Below are 23,700 nucleotides of genomic sequence, written 5' to 3' on the forward strand. Positions count from 1 at the left end.
TCACCACCCTGCGTCACGTTTCGCGCGCTCGATCACGTCCGCGACCGCGCGGATGAAGTCGGCATCGTCGTTCATCTGGCGGGTGCGAACGAGCTGGATGCCGAGTTCCTCGGCGCGCTTTCTCGCCTCGATGTCGATGTCGTACAAAACCTCCAGGTGGTCTGCCACAAAGCCCTGGGCACACACCACGACTTCGCGATATCCCTGGTTCGCGAGGGACTCGAGGGTGTCGAGCAGGTCCGGCTCGAGCCACGGTTCTTGCGTGCGGCCGGCGCTCTGCCAGCCGAAGGTATAGTGTGCAAGGCCGAGGCGCTTGGCCACCGCTTCGCCGGATTCGCGCAACTGGTTGACGTACGGATCGCCCATGTCCAGGATGCGCGCGGGGAGGGAGTGAGCCGTGAAGATGACCATGGCCTCCTCGGGGTGACGGCACTGGTGAAGCGCCTCCGCGACGCGCGCGGCAAGCGCGTCGAGGAAGCGAGGCTCGAGGTGCCACTGGTTCACACAGTAAAGCGTTGGCCCTCCGTCGCGCGCGGCCTCCCGCGCCTGCTCGTGATAGGTCTCGACGCTCATCGCCGAATAGTGGGGCGCGAGCACGACGGCGATGGCCCGCTCGATCCCGTCCCTGCGCATGTCCGCCACCGCGCCCGCGATGCGCGGCTCGGCGTGTTTCATCCCCAGGTACACGCGAAAAGCGGTTTCGCCTTGCGCGTTCAACGCGTGTTCGACTGCCTTCGCCTGCCGCTCGGTGATCTCCCGAAGCGGTGAGGTTCCGCCGATGGCTTCATATCGGTGGACGAGATCGGCGAGTTCGGTCGGAGAGGGTTTGCGGCCGCGCCGGATGTCCGTATAGTACGCCTCCACTTCGTCCAGGCTTCGAGGCGTTCCGTAGGCCATCATGAGAACACCGAGGGTCGTCATGCGCGTTCCTCCTTTGTGCAGTGCGCGGCTTGTGCCTTTGGCTCGAACGTGTGCACCCATTCGACAACGCGCTGGAGCTGGGCGAGATCCGTGGTGGGTTTGACACCGTGGCCGAGGTTGAAAATGTAGCCGGGGCTCGCCGTGCCGAGCCAGAGCACGGTCTCGACTTCGCGCCGGAGGACGTCGGGAGGGGCGAAGAGGCTCACGGGATCGAGGTTGCCCTGCAGCGCGACCGACGTCCCGACGCGCTGGCGCGCGCGGTCGAGCGGCGTGCGCCAGTCGACGCCGACGACGGAGGCGCCTGCCTCGGCGAAATCGGCGAGCAGTTCACCGGTGTGAACACCGAAATAGATCAGCGGAACGCCGAGTCGGGCGAGATCCGCAAGCATCGCCTGGATATACGGTTTCACGTGCGCGCGGAACGCGTGAACGGACAGGCTGCCCACCCAAGAATCGAAGATCTGCACGGCGCTCGCGCCAGCCTGAACCTGGGCGCGCAGGTAGCGCGCCATGGCCTGCGACAGCTTGCTCATGAGCCTGTCCCAGAGGTCCGGGCGCGCGAGCATCAAGGTCTTGGTGTGGACGTAGTCGCGGGAGGGTCCGCCCTCCACCATGTAGCTGGCGAGCGTAAATGGGCCGCCTGCAAAGCCGATGAGCGGAACCGGAAGGGTGTTCGCGAGGTGACGGATGCTCTCAAGCACAAAAGGGAGTTCTTCTTCCGGCTCAAACACGCGCAGGCTTGCGATGTCTTCCTCGGTGCGCAACGGGCGTTCCATCACAGGTCCCACATGCTCCTGTAACGAAAACGACATCCCCATTGCGCCCACGGGGACCATGATGTCGGAGAACAGAATGGCGGCATCGACGCCGAGCTTGTCCACCGGCATGCGCGTCACGCGGGCACACAGCTCCGGCTCTCGGCAGATGTCGAGCAACGTGTACGTCTCGCGAATGTGGCGGTACTCGGGATCGTATCGACCTGCCTGGCGCATGAACCACACGGGTACGCGATCCACCGGTTCGCGGCGGCAAGCGCGAAGAAAGCGATTGTTCACGGCAAAGTCCCCATTCCTCATGCCTGTCCTTCGAACATTTGTACCTCCCTTGTTATACCCAACGCGCGTCTGCGGTTGCAAACCGACGCGGCCGGGCGTTCGGGTCGCCCGTGTGCGGGTTTACAAAACTGTCATTGGCGCTGCCGAAAGAGTATAATAAGGTTTGGATTTGCACAGTCAGGAGGTGGGCCGAGTGAGCCTCGAGCTCGACTTTTATCAGATGATGATCCAACCGATGCGCGACGAACTCACGAGCATCGGGTTTCAGGAACTGCGCACGCCGGAAGACGTGGACGCCGTGATGGCCGAGAAGACCGGGACCACGTTCGTTGTGGTCAACTCGGTGTGCGGTTGTGCGGGTGGCATCGCCCGTCCGGCCGTCGCCATGGCGCTCAGGAATGACCGCAGGCCGGATCGGCTCGTGACGGTGTTCGCGGGCCAGGACAAGGAAGCCACGGCGCGCGCCCGCGAATATTTCGTCGGCCAACCGCCTTCGTCGCCGTCGTTCTTCCTGTTCAAAGACGGCAAGCTTGTCGGCGTGCTTCACCGCAGCGACATCGAGGGCTCGACGCCCGAGCGCGTCGCGGAGAAGTTGGTTGCGCTGTTCAACGAATACTGCGAGCCGAAGACAAACTGATGGGACTGCACGCGCTTCGACTGCGCGCGAGCGGGCGGCGGGACTCCGGTTCCGCCGCCCGTTTCGCGGATGGACAAGCTGAAAGGGTTGCGTCAACTGGTGCTGCGCCGCCTGCGCGGCTCGGTCGTCGCGGCAGCGCCGTGTGCCCCTCTGCGCGACTGTGGTATGCTAAGTGCAATCGAACGATCGGAGGTTGGGCGGCGCGATGGGGTTTCGCAAACAGAAGCATGCCGAGGCTTGGATACCAGAGGTTCGAAACATTTTTTGCGTGGGACGGAATTTTCGCGATCACGCTTCCGAATTGGGCAATCAGGTGCCCGATTCTCCGATGATCTTCGGTAAATTCACGCACGCGCTCGTTCCGGCATCTGGCGAGGTGCCCTATCCAAGTGGCAGGTCAGACGTCCATCACGAGCTCGAGATCGTGCTGGTTCTCAAGGACACCCCGAGCCGAGAGAGGCCGCTCGAGGCCGTGGGCGCGGTTGCGCTTGGCATCGATTTGACGGATCGCGAACTCCAGTCAGCGCTCAAGCAGAAGGGATACCCATGGGAGGCCGCAAAGAGCTTTCGCCATTCCGCCATTGTGACGGATCTCTACGAATTTGACGACTTCGCCGCGGACGTCGAGAACGCGCGGTTTGCCCTGCAGAAGAACGGGCGCGTGGTTCAGGAGGGTGTGCCCTCCGAGATGGTATTTTCATTCTCGGATCTCATGCTCCACTGCTTGGACGTGTATGGCCTTGCCGCAGGCGACATCCTGTTCACCGGAACGCCGAGCGGCGTCGGACCTGTGCGTCCCGGGGATGAGCTCACGCTCTTCATGAACGGCGAGCCATGGGCAACGTTTCGATTCTCCGCACACGAGGGGGGATCGCCGTGAGCGGAAGTGCCCTCGACACCTACCTCGAAGCCATCTACGTGCTTCATTCGGAAGGCGAACAGGTTCTGTCTTCGCGCGTCGCGGATTATCTGGGTGTGTCCAGACCCACCGTTTCACAGACGCTGCAGCGGTTGGTCGGACAGGGCTACGTCGAGGTGAGCGATACCCGCGAGTTGGTCCTGACGGAAGAGGGCCGGAAGCGCGCCGAGGCCATTATTCGAAAACACCGGCTGCTCGAGCGTTGGCTTACTGATGTTCTGGGTCTGGACTGGGCGGACGCGCACGTGGAAGCCGCGCGGCTGGAAGGCAGCATTTCTCCACTCGTGGAATCGAAGTTGAACGAGATGCTGAACCACCCGGCCACATGCCCGCACGGGAACGTCATCCCGGGAAATGGCCACGCGGTGCCCAAGGGCGTGGGGCTGGACGAGGCGCCACCCAACACACCGCTCGAAGTGATACGCATCGTCGAAGTGGCTGAGGAGGATCTCGAACTGCTGCGGTTTTTCCATCGAACGGGCCTGGTTCCGGGGGAGACCGTCCAGGTTCACGAGCCGGAGCCGTATGCTGCCGGGGTGACCGTGACCGTGCGAGGGCAGACCTTGTCGCTCGATCCCGCCGTCGCCCATCGCGTACAGGTGCGCCCGAAACCGATGAGTCAGACGGCCTGACGCTTGTTCCTCGGTGACAGGCGGCAGGAAGGCATAGAACGAGTGAAAAACGTCCACCTTAAACCGCGACGACACGCGAGAGAGGTGGTCGTTTTGTTTTCTGCTCGACAGCATCGCGTGTGGTGGCGAGCAATATTTGCGGCCGCGATCGCCGTGGCATGGGCGGTAGGTGCCCTTGCCGTTCCGAGTGCCCAGGCGGAAGTCGCGCGCCCTCCCGTGGTCAACGCGAAGGCGGCGGTGGTGTACGACGCCACCGATCGAAAGGTCCTCTACAACAAGCGCGGGGACGAGCCGATGTACCCGGCCAGCACGACGAAGCTGATGACGGCCATCCTCCTCGTGCAACACCTTCAGCCGGACGATCCGGTGTACATCAGCGAGACCGCGAGCCGTCAGCCGCGCGTGCGCCTGGGCCTGCGGCCTGGAACCGAGCTCACGGCGGAACAGGCTCTGCTCGCCCTCATCATGAAAAGTGCGAACGACGTCGCGTACGGGATCGCGGAGACCGTCGGCGGATCGCAGGAAGGTTTCGCGCGGATGATGAATGTCGAGGCGCGCCTCATCGGCTGTACCCACACGCAGTTCGTGACGCCCAATGGACTTCATGCAGACGCCCACACCACGTCCGCGAAGGACATTGCCCTCATCACGGCCAAGGCTATCACGTATCCGCGCATCGTTCGCGCGATGCAGACCCCGCAGGCGACCATCGCGGGGAAGACCATTCGAAACGGAAACCGCCTGTTGTACAGCCCTCCCGCTTCGATTGGCGAGTTCATCGGCGGCAAGACGGGATTCACGTCGCGCGCGATGTACTGCCTCGCGACCGCGGTGCGGCGTCCGTCCGACGGCCACATCTTGGTGAGCGTGGTCTTCGGTGCGCCGCGCAAGAGCCTCATGTACCGCGAGACGGTTCGCCTGCTCACCTGGGCCAACCGCCTCACGTCTCCGGAAGACCCAGCAAGTTGACAAGCGGGCACCTCATAACCTTTACTACGTCGGGTTATGGGGGGTACGGCATGCGCAGAAGTGTCGCGCTCGCGTACGTACTGTGGTTCTTTCTCGGGTACCTCGGCGTGCATCGCGTGTATCTCGGCCACGTCGGCACAGGGCTCCTGATGGCCGCGTGCACCGTGGTCGGCGGACTCGTGGCGTCCACTGTCATTGGCCATATCCTTCTCTTTGCGGTCGGCATCTGGTGGCTCTTCGATCTCGTCCTGACGGCTCGCATGGCGGGCTACCGCGGTTGAACCCCAGCCGCGGCTCGCTTTATAATATCGGACATGCAATCCGGAACGGTCGAAGGAGAGGTTCGTGTGAAGGTCACCATCGCTGGCGTGACGCTCGACAACCCGGTCATCCTCGCGCCGATGGCGGGCGTGTGCAATCCCCCGTTCCGCCGGCTCGCGAAGGAGCTCGGCGCGGGCATGGTCTGCGCGGAGATGGTCAGTGACAAAGGGCTTGTGAGCGGAAACGAGAAGTCGAAAAAGATGACGACCATTTTGCCGGACGAGCATCCCGTGAGCCTCCAGCTCGTCGGGTATGATCTCGCCTCCATGGAACAGGCCGCCGAGATGGTGGGTGAGACCAACGCGGATCTCATCGACATCAACATGGGTTGTCCCGTGTTGAAAATCTGCAAGACCGGAAGCGGCGCGGCGCTCGCGCGGGATCCCAATTACGCGGCGAAAATCGTGCGGGCGGTCGTGAGCCGCGTGAACAAGCCGGTGACCGTGAAGTTCCGAAAAGGCTGGGACGACGATCACGTCAACGCGGTCGAGGTGGCGCTTGCGGTCCAAGAGGCGGGGGCGCAGGCGGTGGCGGTTCACGGGCGGACGGCGAAGCAGATGTACAGCGGGAAGGCCGATTGGGATATCATCCGCCGGGTAAAGGAGGCCGTGCGCATTCCCGTCATCGGCAATGGGGACGTGGTCGATCCAATATCCGCCAAGCGGCTCATGGAGGAAACCGGGTGTGACGCAGTCATGGTCGGCCGGGCGGCGCTCGGAAACCCATGGATCTTTCGCGAGATCGCGCATTATCTGGACACGGGCGAACTCCTTCCTCCGCCTTCTGTGGAGGAGCGGCTCGAGGTGACCTTGCGGCACATGCGCATGCTGGTGGAGTTCAAAGGCGAGGACATCGGCGTGCGGGAGATGCGCAAGCACGCGGCCTGGTATGTGAAGGGCCTGCCCGGTGCCGCGGAGGTGCGGACGCTCATCAATCAGCAGACGACGATGGCGGGCATGGAGGCCGTGTTGCGCGACTACTGCGAATGGGTGCTGCGCCGAAAGACGGCTTGATTATCATGCTCGTGTTGTTCGAGGACGAGGACCATGGAAGGCCGCCGTTCGTCTATGTCCGACGATCGGCGGCCACACGTCGTATGGGGCCCTCGAACGGTTTACTCCAGTGCGATCCCCTTGGTCTCCTTTCCAAGCGCCGTCACAATGACGAACCCCACGAACAACACGGCGAAGAAGACGCCGAACACCCACTCGTACCCGAGGTGCGCTCCAAGCAGCCAGCCCGTGGCAAACGGGGCGATGGCGCTGCCGAAGCGGCCAAATCCGGCCGCCCATCCCATGCCAGTCGCCCGAAACATCGTCGGGAACTGCTCCACGGTGAATGCGTACGTCGCCGCGAAGGCCGCGAGTGTGAAGAACGAAAGCAAAAGCCCAAACACGATGAGCGAAGCCGTGTTCCAGGCAAATCCGAACGCGAGCGCGGATAGCGCCGTCAAGATCATCGCGGTAACCAGCGTGCGCTTGCGTCCCCAACGTTCGACAAGCCACGCGGCCGTCATGTATCCTGGAATTTGAGCGAGTGTCATGATGAGCGAGTAGCCCAGGCTGTGTACCAGCGAGTATCCTTTGTCGTACAAGACAGACGGAAGCCAGAGAAACATGCCATAGTAACTATAGTTCATCACGAACCAGACGACGGATGCCACGAGCGATCGGCGGCCCAGCTTTCGCGACCAGATATTGCGCACGGACTCGCCAAACGTGCTTCGGCGCTGGAGCCGAGCGTAGCGCGCGGCCTCTGGCAGCGCAAATCGCAGCACGAGGGTGTACAAGGCTGGGATGGCACCGATAAGGAAGACCACGCGCCAGCCGGCGGAGGGGATGACGAAGTACGATACGAGCGCGGCGGCGAGGGATCCCACGGCCCAGAACGATTCGAGGAACACCACGCGGCGCGCGCGAACCTCGTCTGGCGAGGATTCGAGCACGTACGTCGTCGCCACAGGCAACTCGCCCCCAAGCCCGAGGCCGACGAAAAAGCGCAACACGAAGAAGATGACGATACCAGCCGCGAACGCGGAAAGGCCCGTCGCGAGGCTGTAAATCAGGATGGTCACCATAAACAGCGAACGCCTGCCGAATCGATCGGCGCAAAGGCCCGCGAGGGCAGAGCCCACGGCCATGCCGAGGGAACTCACGCTTCCGACGAGGCCGGTCACCGTGTGCGTCAGGTGCCACTGTTTGGCAAGGACCACAAGGACGTACGACAGAATGCCCACGTCAAACGCATCAAACAGGAGGCCAAGGCCGGAAGAGACAAGGATTCGAGCCGCGGATACGCGCTTGACTGGGATAGACACGGGATCGACCACTGCGCTCACCTCACATGTGCGTTTACCCACGGTATATGTGCCGCATGTGCGAACGGTGACAGCCGCCCAAGCCGGCGTCGCTGTGGGCTCAAGAACGACGGAAGGGATGAAAGCCCATGGGCAACCGGGTGGAATGGTGGATTGGAGCTGCGGGGAGTGGCAAATCGTCCCGTGTGGCGGAGGAGATGCGCCGCGCCGCGGAAGCCCAGCCATTTGGGCCGCCCGTGTTTTGGGTGGTGCCCGAGTCGACGGCGTTTGCGGCCGAGACGCTGCTGATGGAACGCGTTCGCGCGGCCTTTCGCGTCGAAGTCGTGACGATGAAACGACTTGCCGACCGCGTGTGCGCGCACGGCGGGATGGCGCGACCCCGCCTGACGCAAGTGGGGCGGCAGCTTCTCTTGCGCGCGGCGTACGATGAACTCGAGCCTTCACTTGGCCCACTGCGCCGTGCCGTGCGCAATTCGTCCCTGTATCATCACCTTTTGTCCGCATTCGACGAGCTTACCGCGCATGGGGTGTCCCCGGAACAGCTCGCGGCCTTGTTGGAGATGTCCGCGGCCCGCTGCGATGAAGTGGAGAAGGAGCAGAGGGCGGTGCATCGCTCTCTCGTCGGCAAGCTGGGCGACGTGCTGAAGCTGTACGTGAGGTACCGACAACGCGCCGAAGCCGCGGGCTTCGCGGATCCGGCCCTCCTGTTCCTCGATGCGGTCTACGCGGCGCCACACGTCTCGTGGCTTGAAGGCGCGTCGCTGTATCTCGACGGTTTTCACGCCTTTTCGCCTGCAGAGCGGCAGTTCATCTCTGCGCTTGCGCGGCGCGTGAAGCGGCTGGTCATCACCTGGGAGGACACCGGCCTTGAGGGAGAGCGGTGGGAGGCGCTTCTCGAGGAGGCGTCGTCGCTTCCCGCGTGGCCGCATCTTTCCGTTTGGCTCGACAAACACGAAGATCGATTCGTCGGCGAAGTGCAGGCCGTCGCCGCGTACCACCTCCTCGCGTGCGCACGCGATTTCGCGCGAGATTCGCTGGATCAGGTGTTTTGCCGCATGCCCCTCGGTGCCGCCGAGGGCCGGTTCGGCACCTCGCCGCTCATTCACCTCGAGCGGGCGCTCGCGGGATACCCGACGGTTCAGCCCTTGACGGGCATCCGTGTGAGCGCGTTTGGCCATCGCGAGGAGGAACTGTGTGCGGTTGCCGACGAGATTGCGCACCTCGTGCAGCACGAGCGGGTGAGACCGCGCGACATCGCGGTGTGCGTCCCGACGCTCGACGGCATCGGGCGCCGTCTCGCCGACGAGCTGGAGCTGCGCGGGGTTCCGGTCGCCATCGACTCGTTCTCAACCCTGGCGGACCACCCTGTCGGTCAACTGCTGCGCGCCGCCATCGCCGTGGTGCGCACCGGGTTCAGTCTCGACGCCATCGCCGCACTGCTCCGCTGCCCACTCGTGCCCGTGAAGCGGCGGGAAGCGTTCGATCTGTATCTCCGCGAGCACGACGTCAGCGGCTTCTCGGCATGGCTGGCACCAGAGCGATGGGACTTTGCCGCTCGCGCCCCGCGCACGGCATCCGGTCTTTGCGACGAGGAGGCCGACGAGATCAGGCGACACGTGGCCGACGCGCTCCGGCCCATCATCCAGGTGTTTGCAGAGCCGGTGCTTCGCCCCGTGGAAGCGGCGCGAGCGCTCTGGGAGTTGCTTGAGGCGTTTCACGTCAAGGACACCCTCGCGCAATCCGTAGTCCAGGTGGGGGAGGACCCCATGGCTGGCGTGATCCACGAGCAGGCGTGGACCGGGATCACGGCGCTCCTCGACGATCTCGCCACTCTCCAGCCCGAGGTCGCGCTCCCGACCTATGAGGTGGCCGATCTCGTCCTCGAGTCCATGGCCAGTCTGCGCCTCACGCGCATCCCGAGCGATGCAGACGCGGTGTTCGTGTGCGATTTCGCGCGCGCCGACAACTGGTCCCGCCCGCGGGTGTTCGTCGTGTCCGCGGACGACGCCTCGCTGCCCCCGCGCCCGGATGAAGGGGGCATCCTGCGCGACGACGAACGCCTCGCTTTTGCGGAGGTCTTTCTCCGCCCCCTCGGGCGCACTTCGGAGGATGAGCGGCGCGCCCTCGAGTGCCTGCCGTACCGGGTGATGACGCGCGCGTCCGAGGCGCTTGTGGTGACGTACGCGGGGACCGACGACGGGATCGAGCGCCACCTGACGCCGACTTTGGCCTCGCTCGTCGAGCGCGGCCATCTGGCGGTCGACGCGGCGTGTGGGGAAGGAGCGGTTCCGGTTCATCCGGTACAAGCGATGCGGCTTCTCGCCGATGCGCTGAGCCGGGTGCATGCTGGGGCGCCGTTCGAGCAGGTGATGCAGGATCCGGTCGTGCAAGACGTGCTGACGCACGTGTGGACCGGCGCGGCTGACGTCGACCGGTTTCAGCGCGTTCTCGCGGGGCTCTGCCATCGCCCGCGGCCGTGGCGACTGCCTGCCGAATGGATTCGGGATCTGTACGGCGACCCCATCCGCGTGAGCGTGAGTCGACTGGAGACGTACGCCAAGTGTTCCTATCGGCATTTCGCTCAGTATGCGCTCCGGCTCGAGCCGCTCGCGCTTCAGCCGGAAGCGGAGCGGAGCGCCGGCACCTGGATCCACGCCGCGGTTCAGCTGGCGACGCAGCGATTGGCGGAGGACTACCCGCGCCTTTCCGAACTTGGCCACGCGGAGTTGGAGGCTGCCCTTCTCGAGATAGCTCGCCAGGCGCTGGAACAGGCTGCGCAAGCGACGAAGTTGCAAGCTACGCTCGAACGGCCGGATCTGGCCGTCTACGTAGGGGAGCGGCGGCGCCACTTCGAATTCGTCGTGCGGGCCATCTGGATGCAGCTCTCGCGGGGCCAAATGCGTCCCTTCTGGCTCGAGAAAGAATTTCGCGATGTCGACGTGGGCGAGTGGAATGGGGCGCGCGTGGTGCTCGATGGACGGATTGACCGCGTCGATCGGCTCCAGGCGGGCGAGGTGGCGCTATGCGTGTATGACTACAAGTCGTCGGAGACAGCGCTTCATCCGTCCAAGGTGTATCAGGGGCTGCAACTGCAACTCCTGATTTACGCAGCCATGGCCATGCGAGAGGCGGAGGCTGTCGAAGGCGCGCCTGTGAGACTGTATGGCGCGTTTTACATGCCACTCGTGGCGAAGCGGGACGCGCTTGATGTCCCGCCTGAAGAGCGCGAGGGCTCTGCGCACCTCGGCGCGTATCGGGCGAAGGGGTTCTTCTTGCGGGAGGAGGCAGCGGTTTTGCGCGTGAACGAGGACCTCGCGCCTGGCCGAGGTTCCGCGTTGTACGGCAGGCAGTTTCGCGCAGACGGAGCCTGGGCGGCGGATGCGACCGCCTGGCGCGACGACGAGTGGCAGGTGGTGCTCCGTCACGTTGAACGGCGGGCCGAGGAAGCTGCCAAAGCCATAGCGGAGGGTGAGGTGCGCGTTTCGCCGTACCATCTGAGCCACGTGGACAGCGGCTGTACGAATTGCCCCTACAACGCCTTGTGCCACTTCGAGCGCGCGGATCACTTCGACCTGTACCGCCCTGTGCCGAAGCTGAAATTCGACGACGTGATCGCCGGAGGGGATGCGAACTGATGAGCGTGCATTGGTCGAAGGAACAAGCGCGAGCCATCCGGGCCCGGGGAACGAATCTCGTGGTGTCGGCGGGGGCCGGATCGGGCAAGACGGCGGTGCTTGCGGAGCGCGTCGCGAGCCTCGCGGAGGAGGACCCGAAGTTCCGGATGGACCAACTGCTCGTGATGACGTTCACGGAGGCGGCGGCGGAAGAGATGCGCGCGCGCATCGTGCGAAGGCTGGCCGAACGCGCCGCCGAGGCGGAGCAGGCGGGCGAATCCGCGAAGGCGCGCCGATTCCGCAGATTGGCGCATCGCGCGAATGATGCCCAAATCTCGACGATTCATAGCTTCTGCCTCGCTCTCTTGCGGAATCACGCCGTGGAGGCAGGGCTCGTTCCAGGCTTCCGCGTGCTGTCGGGCGAGGAAGACGCCGTGTTGCTTCGAGATGAGGCCCAAGCGGCGCTTGACGAGTGGGCGCACCATCCTGAGCGCGGGCTGCAACTCGGCACCGCGCTCGCGGCCCTCCGGCTTCACCGGCAGCAGCAGGCTGTGAACGCGGTGCTCGAACTGTGCCGCGTGGCGCTGAGCCAGGTCGATCCCGGCGGATGGCTCGCCGAGATCGCCCGGCACTACGATGCGGACCAGCTGTGGGCGGGACCATTCGGCGAGGTGTTCGCCCGCTGGACGCGCATCCAGATTGCACAGGCGTTCGAGCACATGCGGAAAGGACTGGGGGAGCTCGAGCGCATGCGGGCGCCGGAGAAGGTCGTGGCGGGCGCGCTCTCCATCCTCAGCCAACTGAAAGAAGCGCTTGTACTCCTTTCGACGCCTGGTGCTCCGCTCGATCCCGACCGCCTCGCGCCCCTCGTCCACTGGGAATCGGCGCGGCTGTCGAAGGAGTACGAGTCATTTAAGAAATGGAGAGAAAAGGCAAAGGATGCCGTGAAGCTCGTGCGCAAGGTGCTCGGACGCGGTCGATCTGCGCTTGAGGCCGACGTGCGGGCCATGCAGCCGCACATCGAGGTGTTGACAGCGGTCGCGCGGGACGCGCTGGATCGCGCCAAGTCGCGAAGATTCGAGGAAAACCGCCTGTCGTTTTCAGACCTCGAGCATCTGACGCACGAGCTTCTGACCAAAGACCAAGGTGTTCGCGCCGCGCTTCACGCGAGATACCGGTACGTGTTCGTGGACGAGTACCAGGATACCAGCCCGATTCAGGACGCCATCGTCGACGCCGTCGCGACCTCTGGCGGACTGTTCCTCGTGGGCGATGTGAAGCAGAGCATCTACGGTTTTCGCATGGCGGAGCCTGCGCTGTTTCTGGCCCGATACCGCAGGTACGCCGCGAAGGACGGCGGCGAGGCCATCGACCTTTCGGCTAACTACCGAAGTCGATCCGGCATCGTCCGCTTTGTCAACTATCTGTTTGCCCAACTGTTTCGCGCGGACGTCGCGGGGTTCGACTACGCGGACGGGCATGAGATGAAACCCGAGGCGGCCTATCCAGACGATGATAGCGGTCCGTGTCCCGTCAGAGTCAAGCTGTTCTTTTCTGGGGACGAAGAGAGGAAGGAAGAGGCCGAGGAGCGTGAACGCTCCGAAGGGAAGAGTGAGGAGGAGGACGAACAGGCGGCCCGCGAAAAACTCGAGGTCGAGGCCCTGTGGGTCGCCCAACAGATTGCCCAAGCGATGGAGCGCCAAGAGAAGGTGTACGATCGCGCGGCGAACGCGTATCGACCGCTGCGGTACCAGGACGTGGCCATTCTGCTTCGCGCGGGCGGCGAGCATCTCAACACCGTGGTGCAGGTGCTTGCTTCCCGCGGAATCCCCGCAGTGGCGCGCTCGTCGAGCGGATTTTTTCGCGCGATGGAGATCCGCTGGGCCATGTCCCTGCTGGCGGCGCTCGACAACCCGCTGGACAGCCTGGCGCTCGCCACGGCGCTCAAGTCGCCATTTGTGGGCTTGAGCGACGAGGACCTCGCCGCCGCGAGGATCGAGCGCCCGAGTGGACCCTTGTGGCATGCAGTGCGTCATGCTGCGCGCGAATCGGAGGGCGCACGCGACACATTGCGCCGGGCCGTGGAGCGGATGGAGCGGTGGCGGGCCCTCGCGCACACGCTCTCGCCGGGGGATCTCCTGCGCGAGATCGCCCGCGAGGTGGAGATCGACTTGTATCTCCGCGCCATGCCCCGGGGACGGATCCGCGCGGCGAACCTTGAGCAACTGATTCGCCTAGCGCACACGCATGCGCCTCACGCGGGCGATCTCTACCGTTTTCTCGCCCTGGTCCGGGGGCTCGAAGAAGCGGACGTCGATCTCGGCCACGCGCACGGGGCCAGTGCGGACAGCGTAGCGGTCATGACGATTCACGGCTCCAAAGGGCTCGAGTTCCCGCACGTGTACATGCTCTGCCTCGGCCGCCAGTTTCCGAACAACAAGCGCACGCTCGCACTGCATCGCCGCCTGGGCATCGGTGCGATGATGTGCGACGTTCAGACGGGCGTTCATTGGCGAACCGTTCCTTCCATTGCCGTGGACCAGGCCAATCTCGAGGCTTCGCGCGCGGAGGAGGCCAGGGTCCTGTACGTCGCGCTCACGCGGGCGAAGGAGCGCCTCGTGCTCGTGGGTCACGCGGGCAAAGTAGCAAAGCTCGCGGATGTGGCCGAAAGCCATGACGATGAGGGACGCCTGACCCCGGAGGCCTTCCTCAAAGGGAACTCCTATGCCTCCTGGCTCCTGCCTGCGCTCATGCGCCATCCAGATGGCGCGTGGCTCAGGAAAGAGGCGGGAGACGCGCGCGCCGGCCTGTTGGATGCGACCGGCGTTCGCTTCGAGCTCGAGGTCGAGGTGGACGGCAGGCCGCAGGAACCGGACAGCGGCGAACCGCGCTCGTCCGCGTTGAAAGGGCCGCTTCCGCCTGTAGAGGAAGTGGAGCGCGAGCTTCGCCGCCTGTGGCAAGGCCCAGCGTGGCGGTATCGCGCCGTGCGGATTACATCGGAGAAGCAGGTGTCTCGCGTCTCGCTGCCGAGCAAGCTCACCGCCACCGACATTCGGCGGTTGTTTGCTGAGCGAGAGCTTCGCGCGCGCGGCCACCACGCGGGGGCAGTGTTGGAAGATCCGGCTTTCATCCGTCAGAACGGCGCGTCGCCCCGCGAGCGAGGCGTAGCGTTTCACGCGTTCATGCAGCGAGCACCTATTGAGCCTTATGCGAATCCGGGGGACGTGAGGCGCGCCGCGCAGGCGCTTCTGGAGCAGGGGCTTCTGGACGAGCGCACGGCGTCCGCACTTGATCCTGACGACGTCCTTGCCTTTTTCGCCTCTCCATTGGGGCGACGCGTCCTCGCGGCGGGTGAGGTGTACCGCGAGCAGCCGTTCTTCTACCGCCTGGACGTGCGCGTAGGCGCAACGCAGTCGCCGGTGGTCGTCCAGGGCGTGATCGACTGCTTGATTCGGGATGCGGGTGGATATGCTGTGATCGACTACAAGACGGATCAGGTGCGGGATGCGTCCGATCTCGACCGGTTGGTGCGGGCATATGAGCCGCAGGTCGCGACATACGCGGCGGCGGTCCGGGAGGCGGTTGGGGCGGAGCCGGAGGTGTATCTGTACTTCGTTCACGCGAGAGAAGCTCGTGCGACCGTGCCAAGTCCGCTGGGGACCAGGTTGGAGCAATGGGCGCAGCGCACGGCGAGCGGATTCCCTCTTTCACCTGACTTAGGCATGAAGAGGGTGTAGCACCACACATTGATCCTTTTTCCTGCCTCCGATATAGTCAGGAGAGAGCAACAGCTCTCAATCCAGTCGGGGATAGGGGGATATGCATGGCGGCTTCGCCCCAGACGATGGCTTTGGCTCTCGGCATCATCCTGATTTCCTTGGTTGTCGTCGGCGTGCCAATCTACGTCTACGCGTCCATCGTCTTTTATCGGGTGTTGAAGAAGACGGGCGTCAGCAAGCCTTGGGCGGCCTGGATACCGTTCTACAACAGCATCAAGATGCTGAACGCCATCGGCATGCGCGGGTGGTGGATCTTGCTTCCGACTGCCATCTCGCTCGTCGGATTGGCCGTCTCACGTCCGGGGCCAGGCCACACGTTCACGTGGGTGACCATCATCGCGTCGACCCTTTCGGGCGTCATTTTGGCGGTGTGGTTCGCCAAGCTGTTTCGCGGATTTGGGATGAGCCCCGTCTACGCGTACTTTTACGCGGGCGTCGGCATTCCCGTCCTGAACATCCTCTGCATCATCGTCGTCTTTGTGGGCCTTTCCCTCATCGCTTTCCGGAAGGACGTGGTGTGGTGGGGCGTGCGGTGACGAAAGGGTGCCAGCGCCCTTTCCTCGCATGCGGGGACGCGAAGGGCGGCTGAGGCCAAGTGCCCCGGCCGCCCGGTTGGCTTCAGGGGCCAATCACGTCTCGCGCCCCGTAGTAGTGGGCGGCATAGTACGGATTTTGAAACACGTTTTGCACAATGACGACGCCTTCGCCGTTGTGGGCAGACGAGGACTCAATCATCGCACCGTTACCCATGTAAATGCCCACGTGCGTCACGTGGTTGGGATACAGCGTGGCGTAACTGTCTGTGTCGGTGAAGAAGAGGAGATCACCAGGCTGGAGGTTGGATGGGCTGACGGGCGTCCCGACCGTCGCCTGATCGTGCGACTCTCTCGGCAGTTGGATTCCGAAGTGTCCGAAGACATATTCGACGAAACCGGAGCAGTCAAAGCCTGTCTTCGGCGAGTCACCGCCCCAGCAGTACGGCGTGCCAAGGAACGATTTCGCATACGTCAGAATCTCCTGGCGAAGCTGTGCTCGGTTACCTTGGGTCTGTGTGGAGGCGGGTTGACCTGCACTGGCTGAGGTTCCGCCTGCAGTCACGGTGCCGCTCGCCGGAGGAGGTGGTGCGGTGCTGCTGGTCGCGGAAATGGGCAGATACAGCGTCTGGCCGACGAGGAGATCCAACGGCTGAATCCCCGGGTTCGCTTTGAGGATGGCCGATGGCGTGAGGTGGTGCGCCTTGGCGATGAGATAGACGGTGTCGCCAGGCTGGACCGTGTAGGTTGTGGGCAGCGCAACTTTCTGCCCTGCGGCAATCTCGTTCGGATTGGACAACTGGGGATTGGCGAGTTCCAAAGCCGTGAGCGGTAGGTGGTGGGCTTCAGCGATACGATACAGCGTATCACCTTGGCGAACCGTGTACGTGGCGGGCTGGCTTTCGGTGGCCGCGAAAACTGTGGCGTAGCCAAGCGCGGTGAAGCTGAGCGTCAGGGTGGTGAACATCCAGGCGCTCGGTCGTCTCATTCGGTCTCTCCATCCTCTCGAAATCGAAGGTTTTAGACAAATTTCGATTTCGAGGCGGACGCGAAGACTCCTTTATGTAAATCAAACCAGAGAAAAAGCATCCATCGCAATTTATCCCAGAACCCATGCGCCGGTCTCTCGTGATCCCGGCGCCAGGTATCCAGAACTCAGTAGTTCGCCAGGCGGCTCTGGACGCGATCGTCCATGAGCCACTTGCGCATGGACGCGGCCAGCTTCGGATCTTCCAAACCGAAAGCCAGGTTCGCCTTGAGCCAGCCCTCGAGGTTGCCAATGTCGTGTCGCACGCCCTCGAATTGGTACGCGTCGACGAGGCCCATCGCGGCGAGCTTTTGAAGGGCATCGGTCAGCTGCAGTTCGCCGCCGTGCCCAATGGGCGTCTGCTCCAGCGCATCAAAGATGGATGGAGGCAGTATGTATCGTCCAAGCACGGCGAAATTCGAAGGCGCCTCGGCTTCGTTCGGTTTCTCAATGAGCCGTTTCACGGGGAATGGTTCCGATCCGACGACAAGGCGAGCGGGCTCAATGATCCCGTACTTCGACACGTCGGCCGCCGGGACGGGCTGCACCCCGAGCAGGGCGCGCTCTGGATCCGTGTATTGCTTCATGAGCTGGCGCACCACGGGCTCATCCGACTGAATGATATCGTCACCGAGCAGCACGGCGAACGGCTCTCCACCCACGAAGGATCGCGCGCACAGAATCGCGTGCCCGAGCCCAAGCGGCGTCTTCTGGCGCACGTAGTGGATGTTGACGAGATCGGAAATGGCCTGCACTTCGGTGAGCATGTTGGACTTGCGGCTTTGCTCCAGGTGCAATTCCAACTCCGGCGACCGGTCGAAATGGTCCTCGATGGCCTTTTTCGCGCGGCCGGTGATGATGAGAATCTCCTCAATGCCCGAGTACACCGCTTCTTCCACGATGTATTGAATGCAAGGCTTGTTGAGGATGGGCAGCATTTCTTTGGGCACGGCCTTGGTGGCCGGAAGCATCCGCGTGCCAAATCCCGCGGCCGGGATGACCGCCTTTCTGACCTTCATATGCTTCACCTCTGCGATGTTTCGCACAAATCGGCCTGTCCTCCATATTTTAGCCATCCTGCAACGCGCGCGCCACGCCTGTATCTGGAAATCCGGTCAAGCCGAGCGACGGCAGCCATCCTCGCGTCCAGGCGACGGAAACCGTCTCGCCTTCGGAAAGGCGGTCGCCGTCCATCCGCGCAATGGCGTTCGTGGACACGAGGCCCGTCAGGCTTCCTGAAGACTGCCTGTCCTCCGCGCGAAACACGAGCGTGGCGCCGCGGAGGCGCAGGTGACCGCGGAGCACGCGCGTATGCTTGACCGGCTTCGCGCGCACCTCGCCTTCGACGAGCGCCGTGAGGGGAAACGGGCGCGCCTCTTCTGCACCTAGCCATCGCAACACGAACGGCACCACGAGGGCGTGGAACTGCACGTAGGCGGCCGCCGGATTTCCCGATAAGCCAAACGCGAATCCGTTCGGCGTGGGGCGCGCAAGGAAGGGCGCGCCCGGCCGCATCCAGATGCGTTCAAAGAGAAGCGGGCCATCTCCCTCGATGGAATGGAGGGCGTCCCGGGCGTAATCCGCGTCTCCCACGGAAGCGCCGCCCGTCAGAATCAGCAGATCCGCCGCTTGGGCGAGGCGCTGCGCCGCGCACGTGATAACGTCGCGATGGTCCGCCACATGCTCCGTCGCGATGACCGAGACGCCGAGCTGGTCCAGCGCCGATTGAAGGAAGGCGTCCGTCGCAGCAAACACCTGTCCGGGCAGCGGGCCCCCCTCGAGGTGAGGCCCCATCACTAACTCGGATCCCGTCGACAGAATCGCCGCGGTGAGCGGACGGAAGCATCTGCATTCGTGAACGCCCGCTGCGCGGAGGACGGCCTGTGTCTGCCCATCCCATACCTGGCCGGCTCGGGCGATCACGTCGCCGCGCCGTGCGTCATCGCCCTGAGGCTGCACGGACTCGCCCGCAGGCACGGACCTAAGCAACCGAATGGCGTCGCCTTCGACGTCGACCCATTCCTCCCGGACCACCGCGGCCGTCCCGGGTGGGACGGGCGCCCCCGTGCGCACGCGCACAGCTTGTCCTGGTGCCACGGCGACACCCGCGGCCGCATCGCCCGCACGCACGTCGGCCACCACTCGGAGCCAGGTGTCGTCGGCACCAAGGTCTTCGGCGTGGATGGCGTATCCGTCCATCATCGAGCGAGAAAACGGCGGCAGATCAACTGCCGCCGCCACATCCTGAGCCAGCCAGCGCGGCTCGGCGTGAACCCATGAGCTGACGGAGACGGTGGGGCGCACCGGCAGATGTCGCTCGAGGCGCGTCCACGCTTCATCGAATGTGACAAGTTCCATCGGACTCGCCCTCAGCTTTTCAGCACCTGCTCGATGCGCGCCAGGACGTCTTCGCTCAGCGCCACGCCCGAAGCCTTGGCGTTCTCCTCAACTTGTTCGGGTCGGCTCGCCCCGACGAGCGCGCTTGCTACGTTGGGCAGGCGCAGCGTCCAGGCGAGGGCCAGTTGCGCCAGGGAGAGGCCCGCCTCCTTTGCCACGACTTCGAGCCGCTCGACCTTGTCGAGGATCTCGTCGGTCACCTTCATGAACTGGTTGACGCCCGGCGTCGCGAGGCGCGATCCCACCGGAGCGGGTTGGCCCTTGCGGTACTTGCCCGTCAGCACGCCTTGCGCGAGCGGAGAGAACACCACCTGGCCAATGCCGGCCGTCTCGCAGATGGGCACGACGGCGGCTTCGATATACCGTTCGAACATGTTGTAGATGGGCTGGCTTGCCACGAACTTATGCAGCCCAAGTTCCCGCTGCAGGCGCACACCTTCCGCAATCTTGTCCGCAGGCCACTCGCTGAAGCCCGCGTATAGGATCTTCCCCTGCGTGATGAGGTCGTCCACCGCGCGCAGGCTCTCCTCGAGATCCGTCTCCGCGTCGTAGCGGTGGAAGTAAAAGATGTCGATGTACTCGACGCCGAGCGCCTTGAGGCTCTGGTGGACCTGTTCGACGATGTGTTTCCGGCTCAGCCCGCGGTCATTCGGCCCCTGTCCCACCGGCCAAAACGCTTTCGTCGTGATGACGTAGCTTTCGCGCGGGAAGGGGGCGAGTGCCTCGCGCATGACCTCCTCCGCGGCGTGGGGCTTCGCACCGTACACGTTTGCGCAGTCAAAGTGGTTGATCCCAAGCTCGTACGCCCTGCGCACGCAGGCAATGGCCTGCTCCCGCTCGGTCACGGTCCCATATGTCAACCAGCTGCCGAGCGCAATCTCAGACACCTTGAGTCCGCTCTTTCCGAGTCTGCGGTATTTCATGGCGCGGACACCTCCGCTCCCATTGTACTGGCTTTTTCTGCGGAGGCCAAACCGCTTTCTGCCGCACACGATTTCACGAGTACACAGGACTTTGCCAATGGGCGTCGAATCCTTGGTACGATACCACCGCGTCGGCAGGGAGGACGCCTTATGGATGTACGCGCGTTGCTTGGTTTGAAAGCGCTTGACGACGTGCAGTCAGCGCTGTTTGTCCAGCCCCATCCCGATGACAACGAGGTGGGCGCCGGCGGCACGATGGCGAAGCTCGCCGCAAAAGGCTGTCGAGTGGTCGCCGTGACCGTCACCGATGGGCGCTACGGCGCCGTGGGCGAGGTTCATCCAGCCCAGCTCGCCCGCCGCAGGCAGGAGGAACTCGTGGCGGCCTGCACGGCGCTCGGCATTCAGGAGCATATCGAATTCGGTTTCGAAGATCTCGGTTCGTACACCGAGAGGGACGTCGTCAACAAGCTCGTGCCGGTGCTCCTCGACATCCGGCCGGAGGTCGTGGTCACCGTGGACCCTTGGACGCCGTACGAGGCGCATCCCGATCACGTCAAGACCGGGCGGGCCGTGGCGGAGTGCGCCATCCGACTCGCGAGTCTCACGGTGTCGCAAACCTCGCCCGCGTACGTTCCGCCGATGTTTGCGTTCTACGCGAGCGCGTATCCGAATGCCGCTGTGGATGTGACGGATTTCTGGGAGAGGAAGATCCAGGCTATTGAGGCGCACGAGAGTCAGTTTGCCACGCCTGAATGGCCCGCATTGAGGGCTTACCTGGAGTTTCAGGCGCGAGTCGCGGCACAGCGATTCCTTGAAGGCTCGGGAGACGGGCGATTCGCGGAGACGTTCAAGCTCCTGTCGCCTCGCCAGCTCCACTTCTTTCCCGATGCCATGACGAGCTGAAACGGGGGCGAAATCATGGCCCAGGTCGGCCTCCATCCTTCCGCCCGGCCGCGCCCGACGGTTGCGAAGAAGACCGCGTACGCCGCCAATCAGATTGCCGTCAACATGCTGTGGCAGGCGTTCAACGCCGTGGCCGTGTATGACTACGTGGCGTATCACGGCGTGTCTGCGGTCCGACTGTCGAGCGGCCTCATCGTCTATGGCGTGCTGAACGCCATGTTCAATCTCGTGGCGGGCCACGTGAGCGATCGCACCAGGACGCGCTTCGGGCGGCGCATTCCGTATGTCGCCATTGCATCCATCCCGTACGCCGTGTGCTTCGCGCTCTTGTTCTCTCCGCCCCACCTCACGCAGACAGGTCTCGTCGTGTACTTTCTCGCCATGACGTTTTTGTTCGACCTCGCCTTTACGTTCGCCGCCCTCAACGCGAACGCGCTGTACCCGGAGATGTATCCCGATCCTCGGGACCGCGCGTACGTGTCGGCGCTCCAGCAGGTCTTTGGCATCGTCGGGCTCATCGCCGGCGTCGCTTTGTCCAAATCGCTCGGTCAGTCCCTGGGCTGGTCTCGCATGGCGTGGATCTTCGCCGCGGTGGCCATCGCCTCCATGTACGTGTCGCTCTGGGGCAGCTTTGAAACGGGCGATCCCGTCGAACCCTTTCGCTGGCGCGAGGCGCTCTGGGAGACGTTTCGAAATCGAGCGTTCATCTGGTATGTCGTCGCGAGCTTCCTCGTTCAGTTCACCACCACGCTCTTCACCACGGCGTCTTCGTTCTACACATCGTACGTGGTGCGCCTGAGCCCCTTGCAGAACTCGCTTTTTCTCGGCGGCATCTTCGTCGTTGCGATGCCGGTCGCCTTTGTGTGGGCTCGGGCAGCCATCCGTTACGGCGCGGCGCGCTCGGCCATGGTCGCCATTGCGCTGTACGCGTGCATCGAGGCGCTTCTCCTCGTTGACCGATCGCCTGCTTCCGTGCTCGCGACCGGCCTTTGCCTCGGCGTCCCCGTGGCGGGGTTCATGGTCCTGTTGAACATGCTTTTGGCCGAAGTGATCGATCTCGACGCGAGCCGGACAGGCCGCCGACGAGAAGGGATGTATTTGGGCGTGAACGGGTGCATCGTGCGCCTCGGCCTGTCCCTGCAGTACGCCGTCATGGCCATCTTTTTCGCCGTCTCAGGGTATCGCGCGGGCGCGAACGTGCAACCGCCGAGCGCGGTGGAAGGATTTCGCCTCTTGCTTGGCCTCGTTCCGGCGCTGTTTCTCGCAGGCGCGTTCCTGTGCATGCGGATCTACCACCGCGTGCAAAGCGGTGCGGTGTCGTAGGCTGGGCGGCGGCCCGACCCGCGCTCGTCGCGTTTGGGGCTGGCTTCGCACCTGTAAAACCCGTACAATGAGTGGAAATTGGGTCGAGGCCTATGCCCTTCTGCGCGGCAACCCTTCCGTTCCGTCCATCCCTTTCGCTCGTTTGCTGCGTACCGTACAACAAACGCGGCAAAGGAGGGATGGATCGTGGCGGATCTGCGCGCGGTCGCGCGAAATTATATCGGCCGGCCCGTTGTTGTGCACACGCACAACGGCGTACACCGCGGCATCCTGCACCACGTGGACGATCGCGGCATGTACCTGCGCGTGTACCGTCCAGGCGCGCGCGTGATGGGCTTCGACGGCGAGCCCGACATTCGCACACTCGATCAAGCGCCGCAATCGCTCGACGCCGAGACGGCGTGGTGGCTCTGGCCGCTCATCTTCATTCCATGGGCTGTGGCTTTAGCACTCGCACCTTGGTGGTGGGGACCCTGGTGGTGGTGAGGGCCCCCTCCCACCGCACGCTCGAAAGGGGGACAAGCTGTGGCGAAAGTGGTGTTCATCACGTCCGGCGCGAAGGGGCTCGGCCACAGCATGGTGCTCACGCTGGCGAAGTCCGGCTGGGACGTGGCGTTTACATACGGGAACAGCCAGCAGGAAGCGGTGGCGCTCGCGAGACGCGTGGAGAACGCGGGCCGCCGCGCCCTGCCCCTCCACTGCGATCTGTTCAGCTCCGACTCGATTCAGGCCGCGGTGTCGGCTGCCAAGGGTGCGTTGGGCGGGATCGACGCGGTCGTCCACAACTTTGGGCCTTTTGTGTTTGAGCGCAGGCCGCTCGCGGACTACGACGACGACATGTGGCGCCAGATGATGGACGGCAATCTGACGAATTTCTTCTGGTTGTACCGAGCCACCGTGCACGACATGCGCGCTCGGCGGTTTGGCCGCTTCGTCACGATCGGGTATGACGGCGCGGGCGAAGCCCGAGGATGGCGTTATCGGGCCGCGTACGCAGCGGCGAAATCCGGACTTGCGGCCCTCACGCGTTCCATCGCGCGGGAGGAGCGCATGTACGGCATCACGGCCAACATGGTGTGCCCGGGGGACATCCGCGGCGAGGACAAGATGCGGATGATTGAAGACGTGAAAGATGTGCGGACGGAAGAAGGATTGCGGCCGCCGGTCGGAGAAGACGTAGCCCGCGCGGTGGAGTGGTTCTTGCGCGAAGATAGCCAGGAAGTGAATGGAACCGTACTCGAGGTCACCGGCGCCCGCGAAATCGTGGCGAAGGACTCCTTCCCGCGCAGGCCCGAACCCTAGGACTTGGGTTCCTCGTCGCCGCCGTCGCGCTGTTTCAACGAGCGCCTGAGGCCGTCTGAAAGACGCCAGATCAGGTACGCGGCGAAACAGGCCGCGGCGATGAGATACGCCGTGCTTTCGCGCATCCC

At 64.0% G+C, this 23,700-nt stretch carries 21 protein-coding genes; 13 read left to right on the forward strand and 8 right to left on the reverse strand.

Features of this window, described 5'->3' with window-relative positions; all coding sequences use genetic code 11:
* Positions 1–921 carry a ferrochelatase gene (gene hemH / locus AC27E8_RS01990; protein ID WP_487099485.1) on the reverse strand — a complete coding sequence of 307 codons (921 nt, stop codon included), beginning with the start codon at positions 919–921 and terminating at the stop codon, positions 1–3.
* A complete protein-coding gene (gene hemE / locus AC27E8_RS01995; RefSeq protein ID WP_487099484.1) occupies positions 918–1,997 on the reverse strand; it encodes a uroporphyrinogen decarboxylase in 1,080 nt (359 codons plus the stop codon). The genes hemH and hemE overlap by 4 nt, the downstream gene beginning before the upstream one ends.
* 199 nt (positions 1,998–2,196) lie before the next feature.
* Between hemE and AC27E8_RS02000 the strand changes: the two genes are divergently transcribed.
* From AC27E8_RS02000 to dusB, 6 genes are all read left to right on the forward strand, one after another.
* A complete protein-coding gene (locus tag AC27E8_RS02000; RefSeq protein WP_041695838.1) occupies positions 2,197–2,613 on the forward strand; it encodes a BrxA/BrxB family bacilliredoxin in 417 nt (138 codons plus the stop codon).
* A 205-nt stretch (positions 2,614–2,818) separates the two neighbouring features.
* On the forward strand, positions 2,819–3,493 hold the full coding sequence (locus tag AC27E8_RS02005; protein WP_487099482.1) for a fumarylacetoacetate hydrolase family protein: 675 nt from the start codon (positions 2,819–2,821) through the stop codon (positions 3,491–3,493).
* Positions 3,490–4,164, forward strand: a complete 675-nt coding sequence (locus AC27E8_RS02010) for a metal-dependent transcriptional regulator (protein ID WP_487099481.1) — start codon at positions 3,490–3,492, stop codon at positions 4,162–4,164. The genes AC27E8_RS02005 and AC27E8_RS02010 overlap by 4 nt, the downstream gene beginning before the upstream one ends.
* An 84-nt stretch (positions 4,165–4,248) precedes the next feature.
* Positions 4,249–5,133 carry a D-alanyl-D-alanine carboxypeptidase family protein gene (locus tag AC27E8_RS02015; RefSeq protein ID WP_487099480.1) on the forward strand — a complete coding sequence of 295 codons (885 nt, stop codon included), beginning with the start codon at positions 4,249–4,251 and terminating at the stop codon, positions 5,131–5,133.
* Between the two features lie 50 nt (positions 5,134–5,183).
* Positions 5,184–5,414, forward strand: coding sequence for a TM2 domain-containing protein (locus AC27E8_RS02020; RefSeq protein ID WP_067845964.1), 231 nt, complete (start codon positions 5,184–5,186; stop codon positions 5,412–5,414).
* 66 nt (positions 5,415–5,480) lie between these two features.
* Complete coding sequence (gene dusB, locus AC27E8_RS02025) at positions 5,481–6,467, forward strand: tRNA dihydrouridine synthase DusB (protein ID WP_487099479.1); 987 nt, start codon at positions 5,481–5,483, stop codon at positions 6,465–6,467.
* Positions 6,468–6,568: 101 nt separating this feature from the next.
* On the opposite strand, the gene AC27E8_RS02030 is transcribed toward dusB, so the two are convergent.
* Positions 6,569–7,783, reverse strand: coding sequence for an MFS transporter (locus AC27E8_RS02030; RefSeq protein WP_487099477.1), 1,215 nt, complete (start codon positions 7,781–7,783; stop codon positions 6,569–6,571).
* A gap of 116 nt (positions 7,784–7,899) precedes the next feature.
* On the opposite strand from AC27E8_RS02030, the gene AC27E8_RS02035 reads away from it, so the two are divergent.
* The 3 genes from AC27E8_RS02035 (at position 7,900) to AC27E8_RS02045 (ending at position 15,700) form a co-directional block, all read left to right on the forward strand.
* The gene (locus tag AC27E8_RS02035; protein WP_487099476.1) at positions 7,900–11,406 is read left to right on the forward strand and encodes a PD-(D/E)XK nuclease family protein; all 3,507 of its coding nucleotides are present in this window, start codon (positions 7,900–7,902) and stop codon (positions 11,404–11,406) included.
* Positions 11,406–15,122 carry a helicase-exonuclease AddAB subunit AddA gene (gene addA, locus AC27E8_RS02040; RefSeq protein WP_487099475.1) on the forward strand — a complete coding sequence of 1,239 codons (3,717 nt, stop codon included), beginning with the start codon at positions 11,406–11,408 and terminating at the stop codon, positions 15,120–15,122. The genes AC27E8_RS02035 and addA overlap by 1 nt, the downstream gene beginning before the upstream one ends.
* Before the next feature lie 86 nt (positions 15,123–15,208).
* Complete coding sequence (locus AC27E8_RS02045) at positions 15,209–15,700, forward strand: hypothetical protein (RefSeq protein WP_487099473.1); 492 nt, start codon at positions 15,209–15,211, stop codon at positions 15,698–15,700.
* An 82-nt stretch (positions 15,701–15,782) separates the two neighbouring features.
* On the opposite strand, the gene AC27E8_RS02050 is transcribed toward AC27E8_RS02045, so the two are convergent.
* From AC27E8_RS02050 to AC27E8_RS02065, 4 genes are all read right to left on the reverse strand, one after another.
* Complete coding sequence (locus AC27E8_RS02050) at positions 15,783–16,685, reverse strand: C40 family peptidase (protein WP_487099472.1); 903 nt, start codon at positions 16,683–16,685, stop codon at positions 15,783–15,785.
* A gap of 167 nt (positions 16,686–16,852) precedes the next feature.
* Positions 16,853–17,743, reverse strand: coding sequence for a UTP--glucose-1-phosphate uridylyltransferase GalU (gene galU / locus AC27E8_RS02055; protein ID WP_041695836.1), 891 nt, complete (start codon positions 17,741–17,743; stop codon positions 16,853–16,855).
* Between the two features lie 49 nt (positions 17,744–17,792).
* Complete coding sequence (locus tag AC27E8_RS02060; protein ID WP_487099471.1) at positions 17,793–19,082, reverse strand: molybdopterin molybdotransferase MoeA; 1,290 nt, start codon at positions 19,080–19,082, stop codon at positions 17,793–17,795.
* A gap of 11 nt (positions 19,083–19,093) precedes the next feature.
* Positions 19,094–20,044, reverse strand: a complete 951-nt coding sequence (locus AC27E8_RS02065) for an aldo/keto reductase family protein (protein ID WP_487099470.1) — start codon at positions 20,042–20,044, stop codon at positions 19,094–19,096.
* A 150-nt stretch (positions 20,045–20,194) separates the two neighbouring features.
* Between AC27E8_RS02065 and AC27E8_RS02070 the strand changes: the two genes are divergently transcribed.
* The 4 genes from AC27E8_RS02070 (at position 20,195) to AC27E8_RS02085 (ending at position 23,572) form a co-directional block, all read left to right on the forward strand.
* Entirely contained in the window at positions 20,195–20,947 is a 753-nt protein-coding gene (locus AC27E8_RS02070; RefSeq protein ID WP_487099469.1) for a PIG-L deacetylase family protein, read from the forward strand.
* Positions 20,948–20,962: 15 nt separating this feature from the next.
* Positions 20,963–22,270: an MFS transporter gene (locus tag AC27E8_RS02075; RefSeq protein WP_487099468.1), complete on the forward strand. Its 1,308-nt coding sequence runs from the start codon at positions 20,963–20,965 to the stop codon at positions 22,268–22,270.
* A gap of 186 nt (positions 22,271–22,456) precedes the next feature.
* A complete protein-coding gene (locus AC27E8_RS02080; RefSeq protein ID WP_487099467.1) occupies positions 22,457–22,756 on the forward strand; it encodes a hypothetical protein in 300 nt (99 codons plus the stop codon).
* 39 nt (positions 22,757–22,795) lie between these two features.
* On the forward strand, positions 22,796–23,572 hold the full coding sequence (locus AC27E8_RS02085) for an SDR family oxidoreductase (protein WP_014464937.1): 777 nt from the start codon (positions 22,796–22,798) through the stop codon (positions 23,570–23,572).
* On the opposite strand, the gene AC27E8_RS02090 is transcribed toward AC27E8_RS02085, so the two are convergent.
* Positions 23,569–23,697 carry a hypothetical protein gene (locus tag AC27E8_RS02090; protein ID WP_487099466.1) on the reverse strand — a complete coding sequence of 43 codons (129 nt, stop codon included), beginning with the start codon at positions 23,695–23,697 and terminating at the stop codon, positions 23,569–23,571. The genes AC27E8_RS02085 and AC27E8_RS02090 overlap by 4 nt on opposite strands.
* Positions 23,698–23,700: the final 3 nt, after the last annotated feature.

It is taken from the genome of Alicyclobacillus sp. CIJ1, assembly GCF_057538885.1.